This is a genomic window from Streptomyces sp. NPDC034043, from assembly GCF_055575675.1.
Window position 1 is genome coordinate 272963 of sequence record NZ_JBVISF010000002.1, and the last position, 15353, is coordinate 288315.

Genomic DNA, 15353 nt, shown 5'->3' on the forward strand with positions numbered 1-15353 from the left:
GAGGACATTCCGATGACCGACGTACTGATCGCGGGCTCCGGCCCCACCGGACTCACCCTTGCCTGCGACCTCACCCGCCGGGGCATCCCGGTCCGTGTGCTCGACCAGCGACCCGGCCCGCACCGCGAATCCCGCGGCAAGGGCCTCAACCCGGAAAGCCTCGAGGTCCTCGCCGGACTCGGTCTGGGCGAGCGGCTGTCCGCAGCGGGCATCCGGGGGCTGGTGCTGCGCAAGTACTTCGACGGCGCGTACGTCAACGACACCCCCTCCGGGGGCGGCCTCTTCATCGGCCAGTGGCAGATCGAGGGGATCCTGCGCGAGCACCTCTCCGCCCTCGGCGTCCACGTCGAGTACGACGCCCGGGTCACCGGGATCGACCAGGACGCGGAGGGGCTCACCGCACGGCTGGCGGACGGCCGCTCGATCCGCGCCGGGTACCTCGCCGGATGCGACGGCGGCCACAGCACGACCCGCAAGCTCCTCGGCATCCCCTTCGAGGGGACCACGGACGAGACCCAGCTGATGGTGATCGGTGACGTCGAGGCCCCGGGGCTGAGCCGGGACCGCTGGCACCAGTGGTTCACCTCGGACGGCGGGGCCGTGATGCTCTGTCCGATACCGGGGACGCCGTCGTTCCAGCTCCAGGCCTCGCCGGAGCTCGACGAGGACGGCGCGCCGGTGCCGCCGTCGCTGGAGGGCTTCCAGCGGCTCTTCGACCGGCACGCCCGGATGGGGGGCATACGGCTGACCCGGGCGACCTGGCTCTCCACCTGGCGGGTCAACGTCCGCATGGCCACACGGCTGCGCGAGGGCCGGGCCTTCCTCGCCGGGGACGCCGCCCATGTCCACTCCGTGGCCGGCGGGCTCGGAATGAACACCGGCATCCAGGACGCGGTGGTCCTCGGCCGGACTCTGGGCGCGGCCCTCACCGGGGAAGCCGGGGCTCAGGTGCTCGACGTGTACGAGGCCGAGCGACTGCCGGCGGCAGCGCGGGTGCTGGCGGACACCTCCGAGCGGCACCGGCGGGTCATGGCCGCGGTGCGCGAGCCCGGCCGGGGAACGGAGGCCGGCATGGGCTGATCCGGGCGGCCCCGCCGGGCGCAACCCCGGCCGGGCCGGCGGGTCCGGCGGGTCCGGCGGCACCCTCGCCGGGGCCGGCCGGGACGGCGCCGGCCGGGTCCCGGTTCAGAGGGTGGGGACGGCGTCCGAGAGGGTGAGGGCGTGGATCCGGTCCGGGGCCCCGGGGCGGGCGTAGTACCAGCCCTGGGCGGTGTCGCAGCCGAGGGCACGGAGCTGAGCCGCCTGGACGCCGGTCTCCACCCCCTCGACCGTGACCGCCAGTTCGAGGCTGTGGGCCAGGGCGACGATGCCCTCCACGATCTTGACGTCGACGGGGTTGGCCGGCTGCTGCTGCATCCCCTGGGTGAAGGAGCGGTCCAGTTTCAGGACGCTCACGGGGAGACGGCGCAGGTTGGCCAGGTTCGAGTAGCCGGTGCCGAAGTCGTCGAGGGCGATGTCCACGCCGAGCGCGGCGAGCCGGCGCAGCGGTTCGAGGAGCTCGTCGTCGGCGCCGATCAGCGCCGATTCGGTGACCTCCAGGCACAGGGCGCCCGGAGCCAGCCCGAAGGTCTCCAGCACGCGGACGGTGTCGGCGACCAGACCGGGATGGTGGAGCTGGGTCGGCGAGAGGTTGACGTTGACGCGCAGGGCGGCCCCGCCGTGCTGGCGCTGCCAGTTGCGGGCCTGTCGGACGGACTCCTCCAGCACCCAGCGGCCGAGCGGCACGATCAGCCCGGTGCGTTCGGCGAGCGGGATGAAGCGGTCCGGGCCGAGCACCCCGTACTGGGGGTGCGACCAGCGCACCAGCGCCTCCGCGCCGTGGACGCTGCCGTCGTGCATGTGCACCAGGGGCTGGTACTCGATGAAGAACTCGCCGCGTTCCAGCGCCGCCGGCAGGGCGTTGGTCAGGCCGTGCCGGGTGATGGCGCGGGCGTCCGCCTCCGCGTCCGCGAACTCGAAGCGGTTGCCGCCGGCCGCCTTGGCCCGGTACATGGTGATGTCCGCGCTGCGCAGCACCTCCGCCGGGGTGCGCTCCCCCGCGCGGCCCTCGACGATGCCGATGCTGCCGCGCACCGACAGCTCCCGGCCCTCCAGCCGGATGGGGGTGGACAGCGCCGACAGGATGCGCACCGCCAGGTCGGTCACCTTGTCCCCGGGATCCTCGTCCGTGCCGGCGGCGGGCCCCGTGGTGAGGGCCACGAACTCGTCGCCGCCGAGGCGGGCCACGACCTCGCCCGGTCCGGTGGCGCAGCTCTGCAGCCGGTCGGCGACCTCCACCAGCAGCCGGTCCCCCGCCGAGTGGCCGAGGCTGTCGTTGACCGCCTTGAAGCCGTCGAGGTCCAGGTAGCACAGGCCGAAGCGGCTGCCGGGGGCGCCTCCCAGCGCCTTCTCCAGCCGCTCGAAGAAGAGCGTCCGGTTGGGCAGCCCGGTGAGGGCGTCGTGGGTGGCCTCGTAGCGCAGCCGGAGGTTGAGGAGCCGGCGTTCGGTGGTGTCCTCCATCAGGGCCAGCTGGTATTGGGGCACGCCGTCGGCGTCGCGCAGCAGGGACACCGTCAGGTTGGTCCACAGCACGGTGCCGTCGTGCCGGTAGTAGGGCTTCTCGACGCGGTAGTGCTCGCGTTCCCCGCGGACGAGTTCCCCGTACATCCGCCAGACGTGCGGGGTGTCGTCGGGGTGGCCCCATTCGCTGACGTTCCGGCTGCGAACGTGGCCCTCCAGGCCGCCGAACATCTTCAGCAGGGCGTCGTTGACCTCGAGGACGTTGCCCTCCAGGTCGGCGATGCCGATGCCGACGGCCGCTCCCTCGAAGACCGCCCGGAAGCGTTCCTCGCTGGCGTGCAGGGCCTGCTGGGCGTCGCTGCGGGCCGTCAGCGCGGAACGGGCGATGGCCTCCTGCTCCCGCAGGGTGCGCTCGCGCAGGGCGCGGGCGAAGCCGGCGGCGATGCCGTGCTGGAGCCGGGCGCAGCGGGACCGGTACTCCTCGGTGCTGTCCGTGCCGGCGCCGTCGGGCCCTTCGGGGCCGCAGTAGAGCACCAGGTAGGACTCGACCACCCCGAGCGTGCCGGCGAGCGCCTCCGGGTCGGTGCAGTGCACGGCGACGAGCTCGGCGCCCACGCGCTGCGCGACGGACGCGTCGAAGGGACGGGCGTGCAGGGCCTCGGTCAGGGTCCGGGCGAGGGGCACGAGGTGCTGTTCGAACTCGGGGCGGGTCAGGGACGTCGCGGTGACGGGGAAGATGGCCCGGCCCCAGATGGTGGCGAAGCGGGCGATGCGGTCCTCCAGCCCGCTGCGCGGCTCGCGCAGCGGCGCACGGCCCTCCTGCAGGCCGGCCGGCGGGGCGGTGGCCGCAGGGCGGCCCTGAGCGGACCCCGGCCGCCCGGCGGGCGCCGCCCCGGCAGCACCGGGGCCGGCCGGGCCGGGCACAGCAGCTCCGGGGCCCACGGAGCCGGAGGCGCGAGGACCGGAGGCGACAGGAGCGGAGGCCATGGGACCGGAGCCGGCCGGACCGGAGCCGGCACCCGGGCCCATGGGGCCGGATCCGACCGGGCCGGGGCTGACGGGGGCACGGCCCGCGGGGCGGGGGCCGGCGGGCGGGGGCGTCGGAGCGGGGAGTCTCACGCCTTGCGTCCCACGCCGCCGTAGCCCGAGAACGCGTACGGGTCCTCGGGCTCTTCGCCGTCCTCAAGCGGCCCGATGCGTTCGGGGCGCCAGTCGGGCATGGACACCAGGCCCGGCTCCAGCAGCTCGAACCCGTCGAAGAAGCCGGTGATCTGCTCGTGGCTGCGCATGACCAGCGGGTTGCGGATGTCCCGGTAGACGCCGACGGCCCCGCCCGCGACCTCCTCGGTGAGCGGAATGCCCTCGTAGGAGGCGTGGGTGAGGATCAACAGGCTGCCCGGGGCCAGCGCGTCGCGCAGCTCGGCGACGGAGTCGTACGGCTGGTCGGTGTCCTCCAGGAAGTGCAGGACGGCGACGAGCAGCAGGGCGACGGGCCGCTCGAGGTCCAGCAGCCGGCAGACCTCGGGCGAGCCGAGGATGTCCTGCGGCTTGCGCAGGTCGGCGGAGACGACGCCGGTGCGGTCGTCCCCGGCCAGGACGGCCCGGCTGTGGGCGACGGCCACCGGGTCGTGGTCCACGTAGACCACGCGGGCCTCGGGGCTGGCGGCGCGGGCGACCTCGTGGACGTTGCCGAAGGTCGGAATGCCGGAGCCGATGTCGAGGAACTGGGTGACGCCCTCGGCCACGGCGTGGCGGACGGCGCGGCGCATGAACGCCCGGTTGGCCTGCATGATCTTGGGCAGGCCCGGCATGAACTCCATGGCGCGGCGGGCCGCCTGGCGGTCGACCTCGAAATTGTGGGAGCCGCCCAGGTAGTAATCGTAGATGCGGGACACGCTGGGCACCGATATGTCGATGCCCGGCGGGGCCCAGGCGGGGCGTTCCATCGGGGTCTCCAAGCCTCGTCATGCCATGGTCGGGCGGGTTCGTCCGGGGGGTGGGACGGTGGTCGGACTGCTGTCCGAGCCGAATGTACTGATCATTTCCCAACAGGGCGAGCAAAAGCGGAAATTGGCGGTCCGTTCTTGGTCACACACCAAAGGCACGTGCGGCCCCCGTCACCGATGAAGGGGAAACCGACAAATACCATTTGAGATTTCGACTGTGAACGATCAGAAGCGACCCGAAGCTGGCTCAAACATCTACGCTCCATGCTCCACCCGATCAGGCGAACCGACACCGCGCTCCGCGTGCGCGGGCGCGCGCGGGCCCATGCTCGCCCAGTGAACAGAGCCTGTGCCAGACGCCTGCTGGCGGTCCCGGTCCTGCTGTGGGCGGCGCTCGCCACCACACCGGCCGTGGCCGATAGCTGCGCCTACGCGACGATCGGCACCTTCGACGGGGGACCCGCCGTCGAGCTGTACGCCTACGCCGGCAGCGGCGGCGCCGGGGCCGGCCGGGGTGGCGGACATCACGGCGGTCACGGCCACGGCCACGCCTGCGGCCACCGCGGCAAGGGCCACTCCGGCGCGCACCACTGCCCGCCCCCGCCCCCGCCCTGCCCGCCCAAGCCGACTCCCAAGCCGCCGCCATCGCCGCCGCCCACTCCACCGCCGAAGCCGCCACCGCCCACTCCGCCGCCGCCGCCGAAGCCCACCCCGCCACCGCCGTCCGAGCCGGCCCCCGCGCCGCCCGTACCGGCCCCGAAGCCGCCGCCGGCGCCCAAGCCGCCACCGCCACCGCCACCGCCACCGGTGCGCGCCGCCCCCGCCGCGCCGCCGCCGAAGCCCGCGCCCGAGCCGCCGGCACCGCCATCGGCGACGGCTCCGGCTCCCACGCCCAGGCCGGTGGCCCGGCCCGCGTACCACACCCGCGCCCGCAAACCGGTGGAGCACCACATCTCACCGGTCACCTTCACCCTCATGACCGCCGCCCCGGCCGTGCTCGCGATCGTCGCGCTGCGCCCGCGCTAGGCCGCCCACTCGCCCACCGCCCGCTCGCCCACCGCCCACCGATTGGGAGTCGTCTTGTCGGAATGGCTCGTCCTGTCCCTCGCGATGGCCGCGGCCTGCGCCGTGGTGCTGTCCATCGCCTTCTTCAACCACCGCAGGATCGGCGAGGACGACGATCCGAACGAAACCCCGGACGTCATCGAGTACATGACGATGATGATCGGGGTGATCTACGCGATCGTCCTGGGCCTGGCGATCGCGGGCGTCTGGGAGGCCCGCGGGGCCGCGCAGGAGTACGTACGCCAGGAAGCCCAGGCCCTGCACGAGATCAGCGTCCGCTCCCAGGTCTACCCGGCCGAGGTCCGTACGAAGATCCGCTCCGACGTCGACGCGTACGTGACCTACGTGGTCGAGACGGAATGGCGGAAGATGGCCGACAGCGGCGTCATCACCGAGCGCAGCGGGGAGCTGCTGGAGACGATCCGCAGGGACGTCACCGATTACGAGCCGCGCACCGACCACGAGGGGCAGGCCTACCAGCCGCTGGTCGACCAGGTCGCGCTCGTGGACGACGCCCGCAACTCGCGCGGCCAGAGCGCCGGCGCCACCATGCCCGGCGTGGTGTGGTTCGGGCTGATCGCCGGGGCCATGGTGACGGTGGGTCTGATCTTCACCCTGCAGATCCGCCGTTCCTTCCGCGAAATGCTGCTGGCCGGCCTGTTCAGCGCGCTGATCGCCTTCCTGCTCTTCCTCATCTGGGACTTCGACGCGCCCTTCGGGCGGGGGATCTCCGCCACCGCCGAGCCCTTCCTCGCCCAGTTCCCGCACCTGGGGCTCACACACTGAACGCGCGCTCGCTCCCGGGAAACCGGGAGCGGGCTCCCGTCGCCGGTTCGGCCTACGGCCGTGCCCCATTCGCCCGTTCCTGATCGCGGGTCGCCGGACCGGCGCCTAGCGTGGCGGACATCGAGGTGCACGACCCCCCACGTGCGGAAACGCTGCGCGACTGCTCCTCGGGGATCCGGAGGACCCACCATGGGTGCGATACGCGGCTCCGCCACCGTCCTGCTCAGCGCCGGCGCCTTCCTCGCGTTCGGCGCGTTCGGCGTGCCCGCCGCCGTGGCGGCCGAGGCCGCGCCGGTCACCTCCTTCGGCTTCGCCGTCACTCCCTCCACGGTCGCCCCCGGGGGCCAAGTGGTGCTCTCCGTCACGGGCTGCGACGCCGCGTACGCCACCGCCTCCTCCGGCGTCTTCGACACCGTGAGCATCGCGCGCGGGCAGACCGCCCGGGTCACGGTGGACCGCGACGCCCGGCGCGGAGCCCTGTACTCCGTCACCTTCACCTGCAACGGGGAGAACGGCTCCGCCGACCTCACCATCACCGGCGGTACGACGACGCCCACCACCAGCTCCACCACCGGCGTCCGGCCCACCCCCACCACGGGCACCACCGCCGGCGTCCGGCCGCGCACCACCACCCCCACCCCGGCGCGCACCACCCCCACGCCCGCCCGCACCGCCCCGGCCGCACGGATCCCGCCCACCGCGCGCGGCTCCGCCGAAACCTCCCGCAGCGCCGCGGCCACCCTCGGGGTGCGGGGCGGTCTCGGCGGCAGCGTGGCCGGGACGGACGCCGTGGAACTGGGGGCGGGCGCCGCGCTGTTCCTCGCCGCCGCGGGCGGTACGGCGTACGCCCTGCGCCGCCGCCGGCCGGCCCGCGGCCACTGAGCCCGCGCCGCGCCTCTTCCCCGGAACCCCGGGAGCGCCCGCGACCCCCAGAAGTCCCGGACACCCCAGGAACCCCCGGAGTCCCACAAGCCCTTGGAAGCCCCGGAAGCCCCCGCCCCACCGCGGAACCACCGGTCGCGCCCCGGGTCGCGGACCCGGGGCGGCCCGTGGCCGCGGCTCGCGGGCGCGTCAGCCCCGGGAGCCGACCGGACGGCGGCGGCGGATCACGTGCGCGCCCGCGCCGACCGCCGCGATGCCGACGAGCCCGGCGCCGATGGCCGTCTCGGCGGCGGACGGGCCGATGGAGCCGCCGACGCCGCCCTGCGCCCCGTTGCCCCGCAGGATCGTGAACCGGTGCGTGGCGACCAGGCTGTTGTCGTGGCACTTGACCGACAGCGTGTGGTTGCCGGGCGACGCGTGGTTGAAGATCCGGACGGTCGCGAAGCCGATGGAGCCGGCCGACAGGTTGGTCTGCGGAAAGTTGCCGTTCGACCAGACCGTGCCGCCGTGGCCGCAGCCCGAGGCGCTGACCTGCATCGAGGCGCCCTGGTGCACGGAGTACGGGTTGACGGTGACGTTGCTGGGCCCGTTGCCGCCGCCCTGCGGCGGGTTCGCGCCGGCGAACGGGGCACTGAGGCCGATCGCGGCGCAGGCGCCCGCGGTCACGGTGAGAGCGCGCAGAACACGCATGGTGGAACCTCCAGCGGGAAGCGCCCCGGAGCGGTGGCCCGGGCAGATCGACGAGAACGCCTCCCATCACGAACCCTCGGGGCACTGCGCAACCAGCGCATTTCCGTCTTTGGGCCGCCCGGTTGAGCGACACGCCGGAGCACGCGAAGATCATCTGACGGATCCGCAGGTCATGAGCCGTCAGTCATTTATGTGACGAATACCTGGATGGACGCACCCCGACCGGACGCACCACCCGTTCGTCCCTTCCCCGATCGCCGTCCCGGGCGTGCACCCTTAGCGTGCGTGAAGAAGGGCGTACCGGGGAGGGACTGGAACGCGGGTCGGGACCCCCGCGTCGGGAAGGGAGAGCCATGACCGAGGACGAGTACGAGCAGCGGCCGAGGAGACGCTCCCCCTGGGGAGCGCTCGCGCTGGTCATGCTCAGCGGCCTCGCCATGATGAGGAACGGGGCGAGCGCCGAGGACGGGCCGCCGCAGCCCGCCGCCGCGGCGGCGGTCGCCGCGCGCGCGGACCACCTGCCGGCCGCGGCGCCCACTCCGCCGGCGGACTTGGAGGTGCTGGAACACTCGTCGGTCCAGCGGATCCGGATTCCGACGATCAACGTGGACGCGCCGGTGATGACGGTCGGGCTGGACGCGCAGGGCTACATCGACGCCCCGCCGCCCCAGGACCGCAACCTGGCGGGCTGGTACCTCAACGGCATCTCGCCGGGCCAGCAGGGCTCCTCGGTGATCGTGGGCCACGTGGACAACGCGCAGGGCCCGGCGGTCTTCTACGGGCTCGGCTCGCTCAGGCACGGGAGCCGCATCGAGGTGGAGCGCTACGACGGGCGGACCGCCGTCTTCGAGGTGTACGGGGTGGAGGTGTTCTCCAAGGAGGCCTTCCCCGGCTCGCGGGTGTACGGGGACACCGGCCATCCGGAGCTGCGCGTGATCACCTGCGGTGGCAGCTACTCCAAGGCCAAGGGCTACGACGGCAACGTGGTCGTCTTCGCCCGGATGGTGGCGGCACGCTGACGGAACGATTCACCAACGCCCCCGGCGGCCCCGCGCTCCCCCGGGCCGCCGGGGAAGCGCGCGGCCGGCCCTCAGCGGGCCGGCAGCGTCATCCGGTAGCCGCGCCCGAGCAGCTGGGGCAGGTACGCCTCCAGCGCCCGGACGGTCTGCGAACGGTCGCCGCCGGCGTCGTGGTTCAGCACGATCACCCCCGGCCCGGCGCCCGAGAGCACCCGGGAGATGATGGTGGCGCTCCCCGGCTCCTTCCAGTCGAGGGTGTCCAGGGTCCAGGCGAAGGGCTCCATGTTGAGCTCGGCGCCGATCTCGAAGGCGGCCCGGTTCCACGCCCCGTACGGCGCCCGGAACCACAGCGGGGCCTGCCCCACGGTCTGCTGGACGACCTCGCTGGTGCGCCCGATCTCGGCTTCGAGAGCGGACCGGCCGAGCGTGGGGATGAGCGGGTGCGTCCAGGTGTGGTTGCCGATGACATGGCCCTCGGCGGCCATCCTGCGCAGCAGGTCACGGTTCTCGGTGGCCATCTCCCCGCAGACGAAGAACATCGCGCGCACCCCGTACCGGGCGAGGGTGTCGAGGACGGCCGGGGTGTAGCGGGGGTCGGGGCCGTCGTCGAAGGTGAGCACCATGGCGCTGCCCGTGCTCGGGTCGGCCGGCAGCTCCAGGATGGGCCGGGTGCGGACGGCGGGCTTGGCGACGGGGGGCCGGGCGGGGGCCTCGGCGGTCATGGGCCGCAGCCGGTACGACTTGTCCGGGGGCCCTTCGGGGCGCAGCCCGGGTGCTCCGGGCGCGGGTGCGCCGGGGGCGCCGGGAGCGGGGGCGCCGGCCGTGGCCCCGCCCCCGGGGCCGTCCTCGCCGGCGGTGAGCAGTCCGGAGGCGGCGGCGATTCCGAGGAAGACGGCGGTGCGCAGGAGCACGCGTCGTCCCACTGTCGGCTCGTCATTTTTCATTATTACTACGTATCAACGACACCGCGGAAGATGTCGAGAGGCGCGGACGCACCCCGCTCCCGTCACCCCCTCGGACCAGCCGCCCCGCTGATCAGCCCTGCCGTACCAGGGGGAACGGCAGGGTCTCGCGGATCGTCAGACCCGTGAGGAACATGACGAGCCGGTCGACGCCGATGCCGAGCCCGCCGGTGGGCGGCATGGCGTACTCCAGGGCGTCGAGGAAGTCGTTGTCGAGTTCCATCGCCTCCGGGTCACCCCCCGCCGCCAGCAGTGACTGGGCGGTCAGCCTGCGGCGCTGCTCCACGGGGTCGGTCAGCTCCGAGTAGGCGGTGCCCAGTTCGGTGCCGAAGGCCACCAGGTCCCAGCGCTCGGCCAGCCGGGGGTCCTTGCGGTGCTGCCGGGTCAGCGGGGACACCTCGGTCGGGAAGTCCTTGTAGAAGGTGGGCAGTTGCGTCCGCTCCTCCACCAGCCGCTCGTACATCTCCAGCACCACGTCGCCCCGGGTGTCCCCGGGCGCGTGGGGAACGTGTGCCCGGTCGCACAGCGCGCGCAGCACGTGTTCCTCCGTATCGGCGTCGACCTCCTCGCCGAGCGCCTCGCTGATGGCCCCGTACATCGTCTTGACCGGCCAGGGCCCGGAGATGTCGTGGACGGCGAGCTTGCCGTCCGGGCCCGCCCTGTGCGCGACCGGCGAGCCGAAGGCGGCCGTCGCCGCACCCTGGATCAGCTCCCGGGCGAGGTCGAGCATCACGTCGTAGTCGGCGAAGGCCTGGTAGGCCTCCAGCATCGTGAACTCGGGGTTGTGTTTGTAGGAGACGCCCTCGTTGCGGAAGGTCCGGCCCATCTCGAAGACCTTCTCCATGCCGCCGACGCACAGCCGCTTGAGGTACAGCTCGGGCGCGATGCGCAGGTAGAGGTCGAGGTCGTAGGCGTTGATGTGGGTGCGGAACGGCCGGGCGTTGGCCCCGCCGTGGATCTGCTGGAGCATCGGCGTCTCGACCTCCAGGTAGCCGCGGTCCAGCAGCCCCTGGCGCAGGGCCTGCACCGCGCTGGAGCGGGCCCGTACGACGTCCCGCGCGTCGGGGCTGGCGACGAGGTCGAGGTAGCGGCGCCGGACCCGGGCCTCCGGGTCGGCCAGGCCCTTGCGCTTGTCGGGGAGGGGGCGCAGGCACTTGCCGGTGAGCTGCCAGGCGCCGACCACCACGGACGGCTCCCCGCTGCGGCTCGCGCCGACCTCGCCGGTGGCCACCACGTGGTCACCGAAGTCGGCCTGGGTCGTGAAGGCGTCCAGCACGTCGGAGCCGGACTCGTCACGGGTGAACATCAGCTGGGCGTCGCCGGTCCAGTCGCGCAGCACGGCGAAGACGACGCCGCCGAGGTCCCGTACGACCATCACCCGCCCGGCGAGGGTGACCCGCTCGCCGGTGCGGCTGCCGGGGGTCCGGCCCGGGTGGGAGGCCCTCAGCTCGGCGGCGGTGTGGGTGCGCTGCGGGATCCCGGCCGGATAGGGGTCGGTTCCGGCGGCCCGGATCCGGTCCAGCTTGGCGTGGCGCACCCGGACCTGCTCGGGCAGCCGTTCCGCCGGGGTCCGCTCGCCGCCCTCCCCGACGAGGTCGAGGCCCAGGGAGTCGATGGAGGGCAGCCCGGCGGTGTTGGCGGGGGCGGTAAGCCCCTTGGCGTGGCCGTTGCCCCACAGCTTGCGCATGCTCGGTACGGAGACGAAGCCCTCGGCGATGCCCGAGGCGAGGCTGACCCGGGCGAGCGAGCCGGCGTCCTGGTAGCACAGGAACCTCGGGTACCACTCGGGGCCGTACTTGACGTTGGAACGGTACAGGGCCTCCAGCTGCCACCAGCGGGAGAAGAACAGCAGCAGCCGGCGCCACAGCTTCAGCACCGGTCCCGCGCCGATCCGCCCGCCCTCCTCGAAGGCGGCGCGGAACACGGCGAAGTTGAGGGAGATCCGGCGCACGCCGAGGCCGGGGGCGGCCGCGCACAGCTCGGCCACCATGAACTCCATGACACCGTTGGGGGCGGAGCGGTCGCGGCGCATCAGGTCGAGGGAGATGCCGTCCCTGCCCCAGGGGACGAAGGACAGCAGGGCGATCAGCTCGCCGTCGGCGTCGAAGGCCTCGACCAGCAGGCAGTTTCCGTCCGCGGGGTCGCCGAGCCGGTCCAGGGCCATGGAGAAGCCGCGCTCGGTCTCGGTGTCCCGCCAGCGGTCGGCCCGGTCGACGATGGTCCGCATCTCCTCCTCGGTGAGGGCCGAGTGGCGGCGGATCACGGTGGTGGCCCCGGCCCGCCGGACGCGGTTGACGGCCTGCCGGGTGACCCGCATGTCACGGCCGTCGAGGTCGAAGTGGGCGACGTGCAGGATCGCCTCGTCGCCGAGCTGGAGGGCGCTCAGACCGGAGCGGGCGTACGCGGTCGCCCCGTCCTCGGAGGCGCCCATCACGGCCGGCTGCCAGCCGTGGCGGCGGGCGACGGCCAGCCAGGCGTTGATGGCGGGGGTCCAGGCGCCGGGGTCGCCGACCGGGTCGCCGCTGGCCAGGCAGACGCCGGCCTCGACGCGGTAGGTGACGGCGGCCTTGCCGTTCGGGGCGAAGACGACGGCCTTGTCGCGCCGGGTGGCGAAGTAACCGAGGGAGTCGGCCCGTCCGTACGCGCCCAGGAGGGCCCGGATCCGGGGCTCCTCGTCCCCGTGCAGGGCGGCGGTCAGCCGCTGCGAGCGGAACAGGGTCGAGGCCGCGTTCAGCAGGGCGAGGGCGCCGAAGAGGCCGAGCAGGAAGGAGAGCGGGCGGGCCGGGCGGCCGTCGAACTGCCGGGCGGAGAAGAGCCCGCCGAAGACCTGCTTGGCGGCCCAGTCCAGCCGCTGGCCCTTCGGCAGGGTTCCGGGGAACAGCGCGACGAGGGCCCAGCCGAGGAGAACGGCACCGAGCAGCCCGAGGCCGAGCACGAGCATGGCCCGCCAGACGGCGCCGGGGCGCGAGGCCGCGTAGAACTCCCCGCGGGCGGCCACCAGGATGCCGAGCGCGGCCACCGCGAGGACCAGCGAGGGGCCGCCGACCCAGAAGTCCCCGTCGGCGATGATCAGCAGGTCGACCAGGATCAGCAGCGCCAGGTAGGTGACGACGATCCACCAGGCGATCTTCTTGCGGGTGCCGAGGGCGGCGGCGAGGAGGAAGAGGAAGACGGCGTACGCGAGGTTCTCGCTGACCGGCACCACGAAGTCGTCGAGGAAGCGGACCACGGGCCGCAGCAGCCCGCGCAGCGTCGGGGAGAGCGCCAGCAGCGCGCACACCAGCCCGAGCGACCCGAAGAACGCCCCGAAGGCGTCCGGGACCCGGTGCAGGAAGCGGTTGCGGGTCCCGCGGGTCTCCTCCAGCGTGGCACTCATGCTTGGCACTGTAGGGAGGCCCGCGCCGGTCCGCGCGCCGAGCCCGATAGCCTCGGGAGGGTGACGGAGCACGTGGATTCGGGATTCGAGCGCGGTACGGACGGGCCGAAGGTAATCCTCGCCGGGATCGACGGCTCGGAGTCCTCGCTGCGGGCGGCGGCCTACGCCGCGGGGCTGGCCCGGCGGCAGAACGCGCTGCTGGCCCTGGTGTACGTCCAGCCGCTGATGGCCGCCGGGGCCTCCCTGGGCGCTCCGGTGGCGGGCACGACCGGGGAGATCGCCGAGGGCATCGCCGCCGAGGTCCGCGCCTCGGCCGAGCGGCTGAAGGGCGTCTTCGAGGTGCGCTGGCAGTTCCACACCTTCCGCGGGGATCCGTACGCGGGCCTGGTGAGCGCCGCGGAGGAACTGCGGGCGGACGCGGTGGTGGTCGGCGCGTCCGAACGGGCCGGCCACCGCCTCGTGGGCTCGGTCGCGGTCCGCCTGGTCAAGGCGGGCCGCTGGCCGGTGACGGTGGTCCCGTAAGGGCCGCCGACGGCACCGGGGAGCCGGCCGGGCACCGGCCCACGCGCGCGGCGGGCTACCGGGCCCGTTTCAGGCCGTCCTTGGCGGCGCCGCGGCTGAGCACGGCCTCCGTGACGGCCTCGTCGGCGCTCTCGTACTCCTCGTCGCCGGGGTCCGCGGCGAGGGCGGCGGGCAGGTTGACGACCCTGCCGAGGGACAGGTCCATCATCTGCGGGACGAACTCGGCCTTCACCACCTGCCAGCGCTGCCCGGGGGCGGCGGGCGGGGCGAAGGTGAAGCGGCCGATGGAGCCGTAGTTGCCGCGCATGTCGCGCGCACCGGAGTGGTTGAACATCTCGCCGGCGACCTGGTCGCCCATGCCGTAGACGATCCAGGTCCCGTTGACCTTCTCGTAGGCCTGCGGGACGTGCGCGTGCGTACCCAGGATCATGTCGATGTCGGGGCGGCCGCCGCTGTGCGACGCGGTGAGCGACTTCCCCAGGGAGAGCTGCGTGCCGTCGGGTTCGGTCTGCCATTCGGTGCCCCAGTGGAGGCTGACCAGCACCACGTCCGCGCCGGCCTTCCGGGCGGCGCGCGCGTCCGCGATGATCTTGTCCTGGCGCATCAGGCCGACCGCCCAGGGCCGGCCGTCCGGCATGGGGTAGCCGTTGGTGTCGTAGGTGTACGCGAGGTGCGCGACCTTCGCGGAGCCGGCCGGGTAGAGCGTGGTGCGCGCCGCCTCGGCCGCGGTGCGGGCGGAGCCGGCGTGGCCGAGGCCGACCTTGTCGAAGCGGTCGAGGGTCCGTTCGATCCCCTCGGCGCCGTCGTCCAGGGTGTGGTTGGAGGCCGTGGAGCAGCCGTCGTACCCGGTGTCCTTGAGGGCGTCGGCGACGGTGGGCGGGGAGACGAAGGCCGGGTAGCCGCTGAAGGGGCCGTCGTCCTCGCCGTAGATGGTCTCCATGTGGCACAGGGCCAGGTCGGCGGCCGAGACCACTGGCTTGACTCCGGAGAACATGGGGCGGAAGTCGTGGCCGTCGCCCCCCGCGTCGGCCGCCGCACGCTTGATGACCGAGGTGTGCGGCAGTACGTCGCCGCTCGCGACCAGGGTGAACCCCTTCGCGGCGGGGGCCGTGCCGGCGGCGGTGGGGCCCAGGCGGGCCGGCGTCCGGTCCCCGGCGGTGGAGCAGCCGGCCGCCGACGCCGGGAGCAGGAGGGCCGACAGCAGGGCGAGGGCCTGCCGGGTGCGCTTGGTCATCTGTCCCAGCTCCCTTTTATAGGACTGTCGGATCAACCGAAATCCATAGGAGAAGGGGGCGCAAGTCAAGGAGCGGCGCCGTCCGCGGCCTTCTTCCCCCTCCGACGGCCCATGGCCGTTCGCCGCGCCGTTCGACCGTTCGTCGCCCGGCGCGGCCGCCCACCGGACGACCCGGGGCCTTGGGCGCAACGCCCCCGCCGGACGGTTCCCGGGCGGCTCCGTGCAGGTGAGGGTGAGTGGGACGCCACAGCCCGGCACGCGGCCCGGCCCACGGCCGGTCCACCGCCCGCGGCCCGCAGACCGGGCCCACGG

At 73.8% G+C, this 15353-nt stretch carries 12 protein-coding genes; 6 read left to right on the forward strand and 6 right to left on the reverse strand.

Translation table 11 applies throughout. From position 1 onward, the window contains the following. Window positions 1-12 precede the first annotated feature (12 nt). Complete coding sequence (locus ACZ51S_RS05920; protein ID WP_468959871.1) at window positions 13-1080, forward strand: FAD-dependent monooxygenase; 1068 nt, start codon at window positions 13-15, stop codon at window positions 1078-1080. 105 nt (window positions 1081-1185) lie between these two features. Here ACZ51S_RS05920 and ACZ51S_RS05925 read toward each other — a convergent pair whose 3' ends face one another. Both ACZ51S_RS05925 and ACZ51S_RS05930 read right to left on the reverse strand, forming a co-directional pair. Next, window positions 1186-3384: a putative bifunctional diguanylate cyclase/phosphodiesterase gene (locus tag ACZ51S_RS05925; protein WP_468960193.1), complete on the reverse strand. Its 2199-nt coding sequence runs from the start codon at window positions 3382-3384 to the stop codon at window positions 1186-1188. A gap of 290 nt (window positions 3385-3674) precedes the next feature. After that, window positions 3675-4505 (reverse strand): SAM-dependent methyltransferase, encoded by an 831-nt coding sequence (locus tag ACZ51S_RS05930; RefSeq protein ID WP_468959872.1) that lies wholly within the window; start codon window positions 4503-4505, stop codon window positions 3675-3677. Between the two features lie 336 nt (window positions 4506-4841). On the opposite strand from ACZ51S_RS05930, the gene ACZ51S_RS05935 reads away from it, so the two are divergent. From ACZ51S_RS05935 to ACZ51S_RS05945, 3 genes are all read left to right on the forward strand, one after another. Further along, window positions 4842-5531 carry a hypothetical protein gene (locus ACZ51S_RS05935; protein ID WP_468959875.1) on the forward strand — a complete coding sequence of 230 codons (690 nt, stop codon included), beginning with the start codon at window positions 4842-4844 and terminating at the stop codon, window positions 5529-5531. A gap of 54 nt (window positions 5532-5585) precedes the next feature. After that, complete coding sequence (locus tag ACZ51S_RS05940; RefSeq protein ID WP_388931648.1) at window positions 5586-6356, forward strand: bestrophin-like domain; 771 nt, start codon at window positions 5586-5588, stop codon at window positions 6354-6356. A 189-nt stretch (window positions 6357-6545) separates the two neighbouring features. Continuing rightward, a complete protein-coding gene (locus ACZ51S_RS05945) occupies window positions 6546-7238 on the forward strand; it encodes a hypothetical protein (RefSeq protein ID WP_468802651.1) in 693 nt (230 codons plus the stop codon). A gap of 189 nt (window positions 7239-7427) precedes the next feature. Here ACZ51S_RS05945 and ACZ51S_RS05950 read toward each other — a convergent pair whose 3' ends face one another. Next, complete coding sequence (locus ACZ51S_RS05950) at window positions 7428-7928, reverse strand: hypothetical protein (protein WP_468474687.1); 501 nt, start codon at window positions 7926-7928, stop codon at window positions 7428-7430. 353 nt (window positions 7929-8281) lie between these two features. On the opposite strand from ACZ51S_RS05950, the gene ACZ51S_RS05955 reads away from it, so the two are divergent. After that, entirely contained in the window at window positions 8282-8947 is a 666-nt protein-coding gene (locus ACZ51S_RS05955; protein WP_468802652.1) for a class F sortase, read from the forward strand. A gap of 71 nt (window positions 8948-9018) precedes the next feature. Here the strand turns inward: ACZ51S_RS05955 and ACZ51S_RS05960 are convergent, their stop codons facing one another. Together ACZ51S_RS05960 and lysX are read right to left on the reverse strand one after the other, a co-directional pair. Beyond that, window positions 9019-9891, reverse strand: a complete 873-nt coding sequence (locus ACZ51S_RS05960; RefSeq protein ID WP_468802653.1) for a polysaccharide deacetylase family protein — start codon at window positions 9889-9891, stop codon at window positions 9019-9021. A 91-nt stretch (window positions 9892-9982) separates the two neighbouring features. Beyond that, window positions 9983-13285 (reverse strand): bifunctional lysylphosphatidylglycerol synthetase/lysine--tRNA ligase LysX, encoded by a 3303-nt coding sequence (gene lysX / locus ACZ51S_RS05965; protein WP_468959877.1) that lies wholly within the window; start codon window positions 13283-13285, stop codon window positions 9983-9985. 60 nt (window positions 13286-13345) lie between these two features. Here lysX and ACZ51S_RS05970 point away from each other — a divergent pair, with 60 nt between their 5' ends. Beyond that, window positions 13346-13807 carry a universal stress protein gene (locus ACZ51S_RS05970; RefSeq protein WP_388931632.1) on the forward strand — a complete coding sequence of 154 codons (462 nt, stop codon included), beginning with the start codon at window positions 13346-13348 and terminating at the stop codon, window positions 13805-13807. 55 nt (window positions 13808-13862) lie between these two features. Here the strand turns inward: ACZ51S_RS05970 and ACZ51S_RS05975 are convergent, their stop codons facing one another. Continuing rightward, window positions 13863-15041, reverse strand: a complete 1179-nt coding sequence (locus tag ACZ51S_RS05975; protein WP_468479811.1) for a CapA family protein — start codon at window positions 15039-15041, stop codon at window positions 13863-13865. Window positions 15042-15353 lie beyond the last annotated feature (312 nt).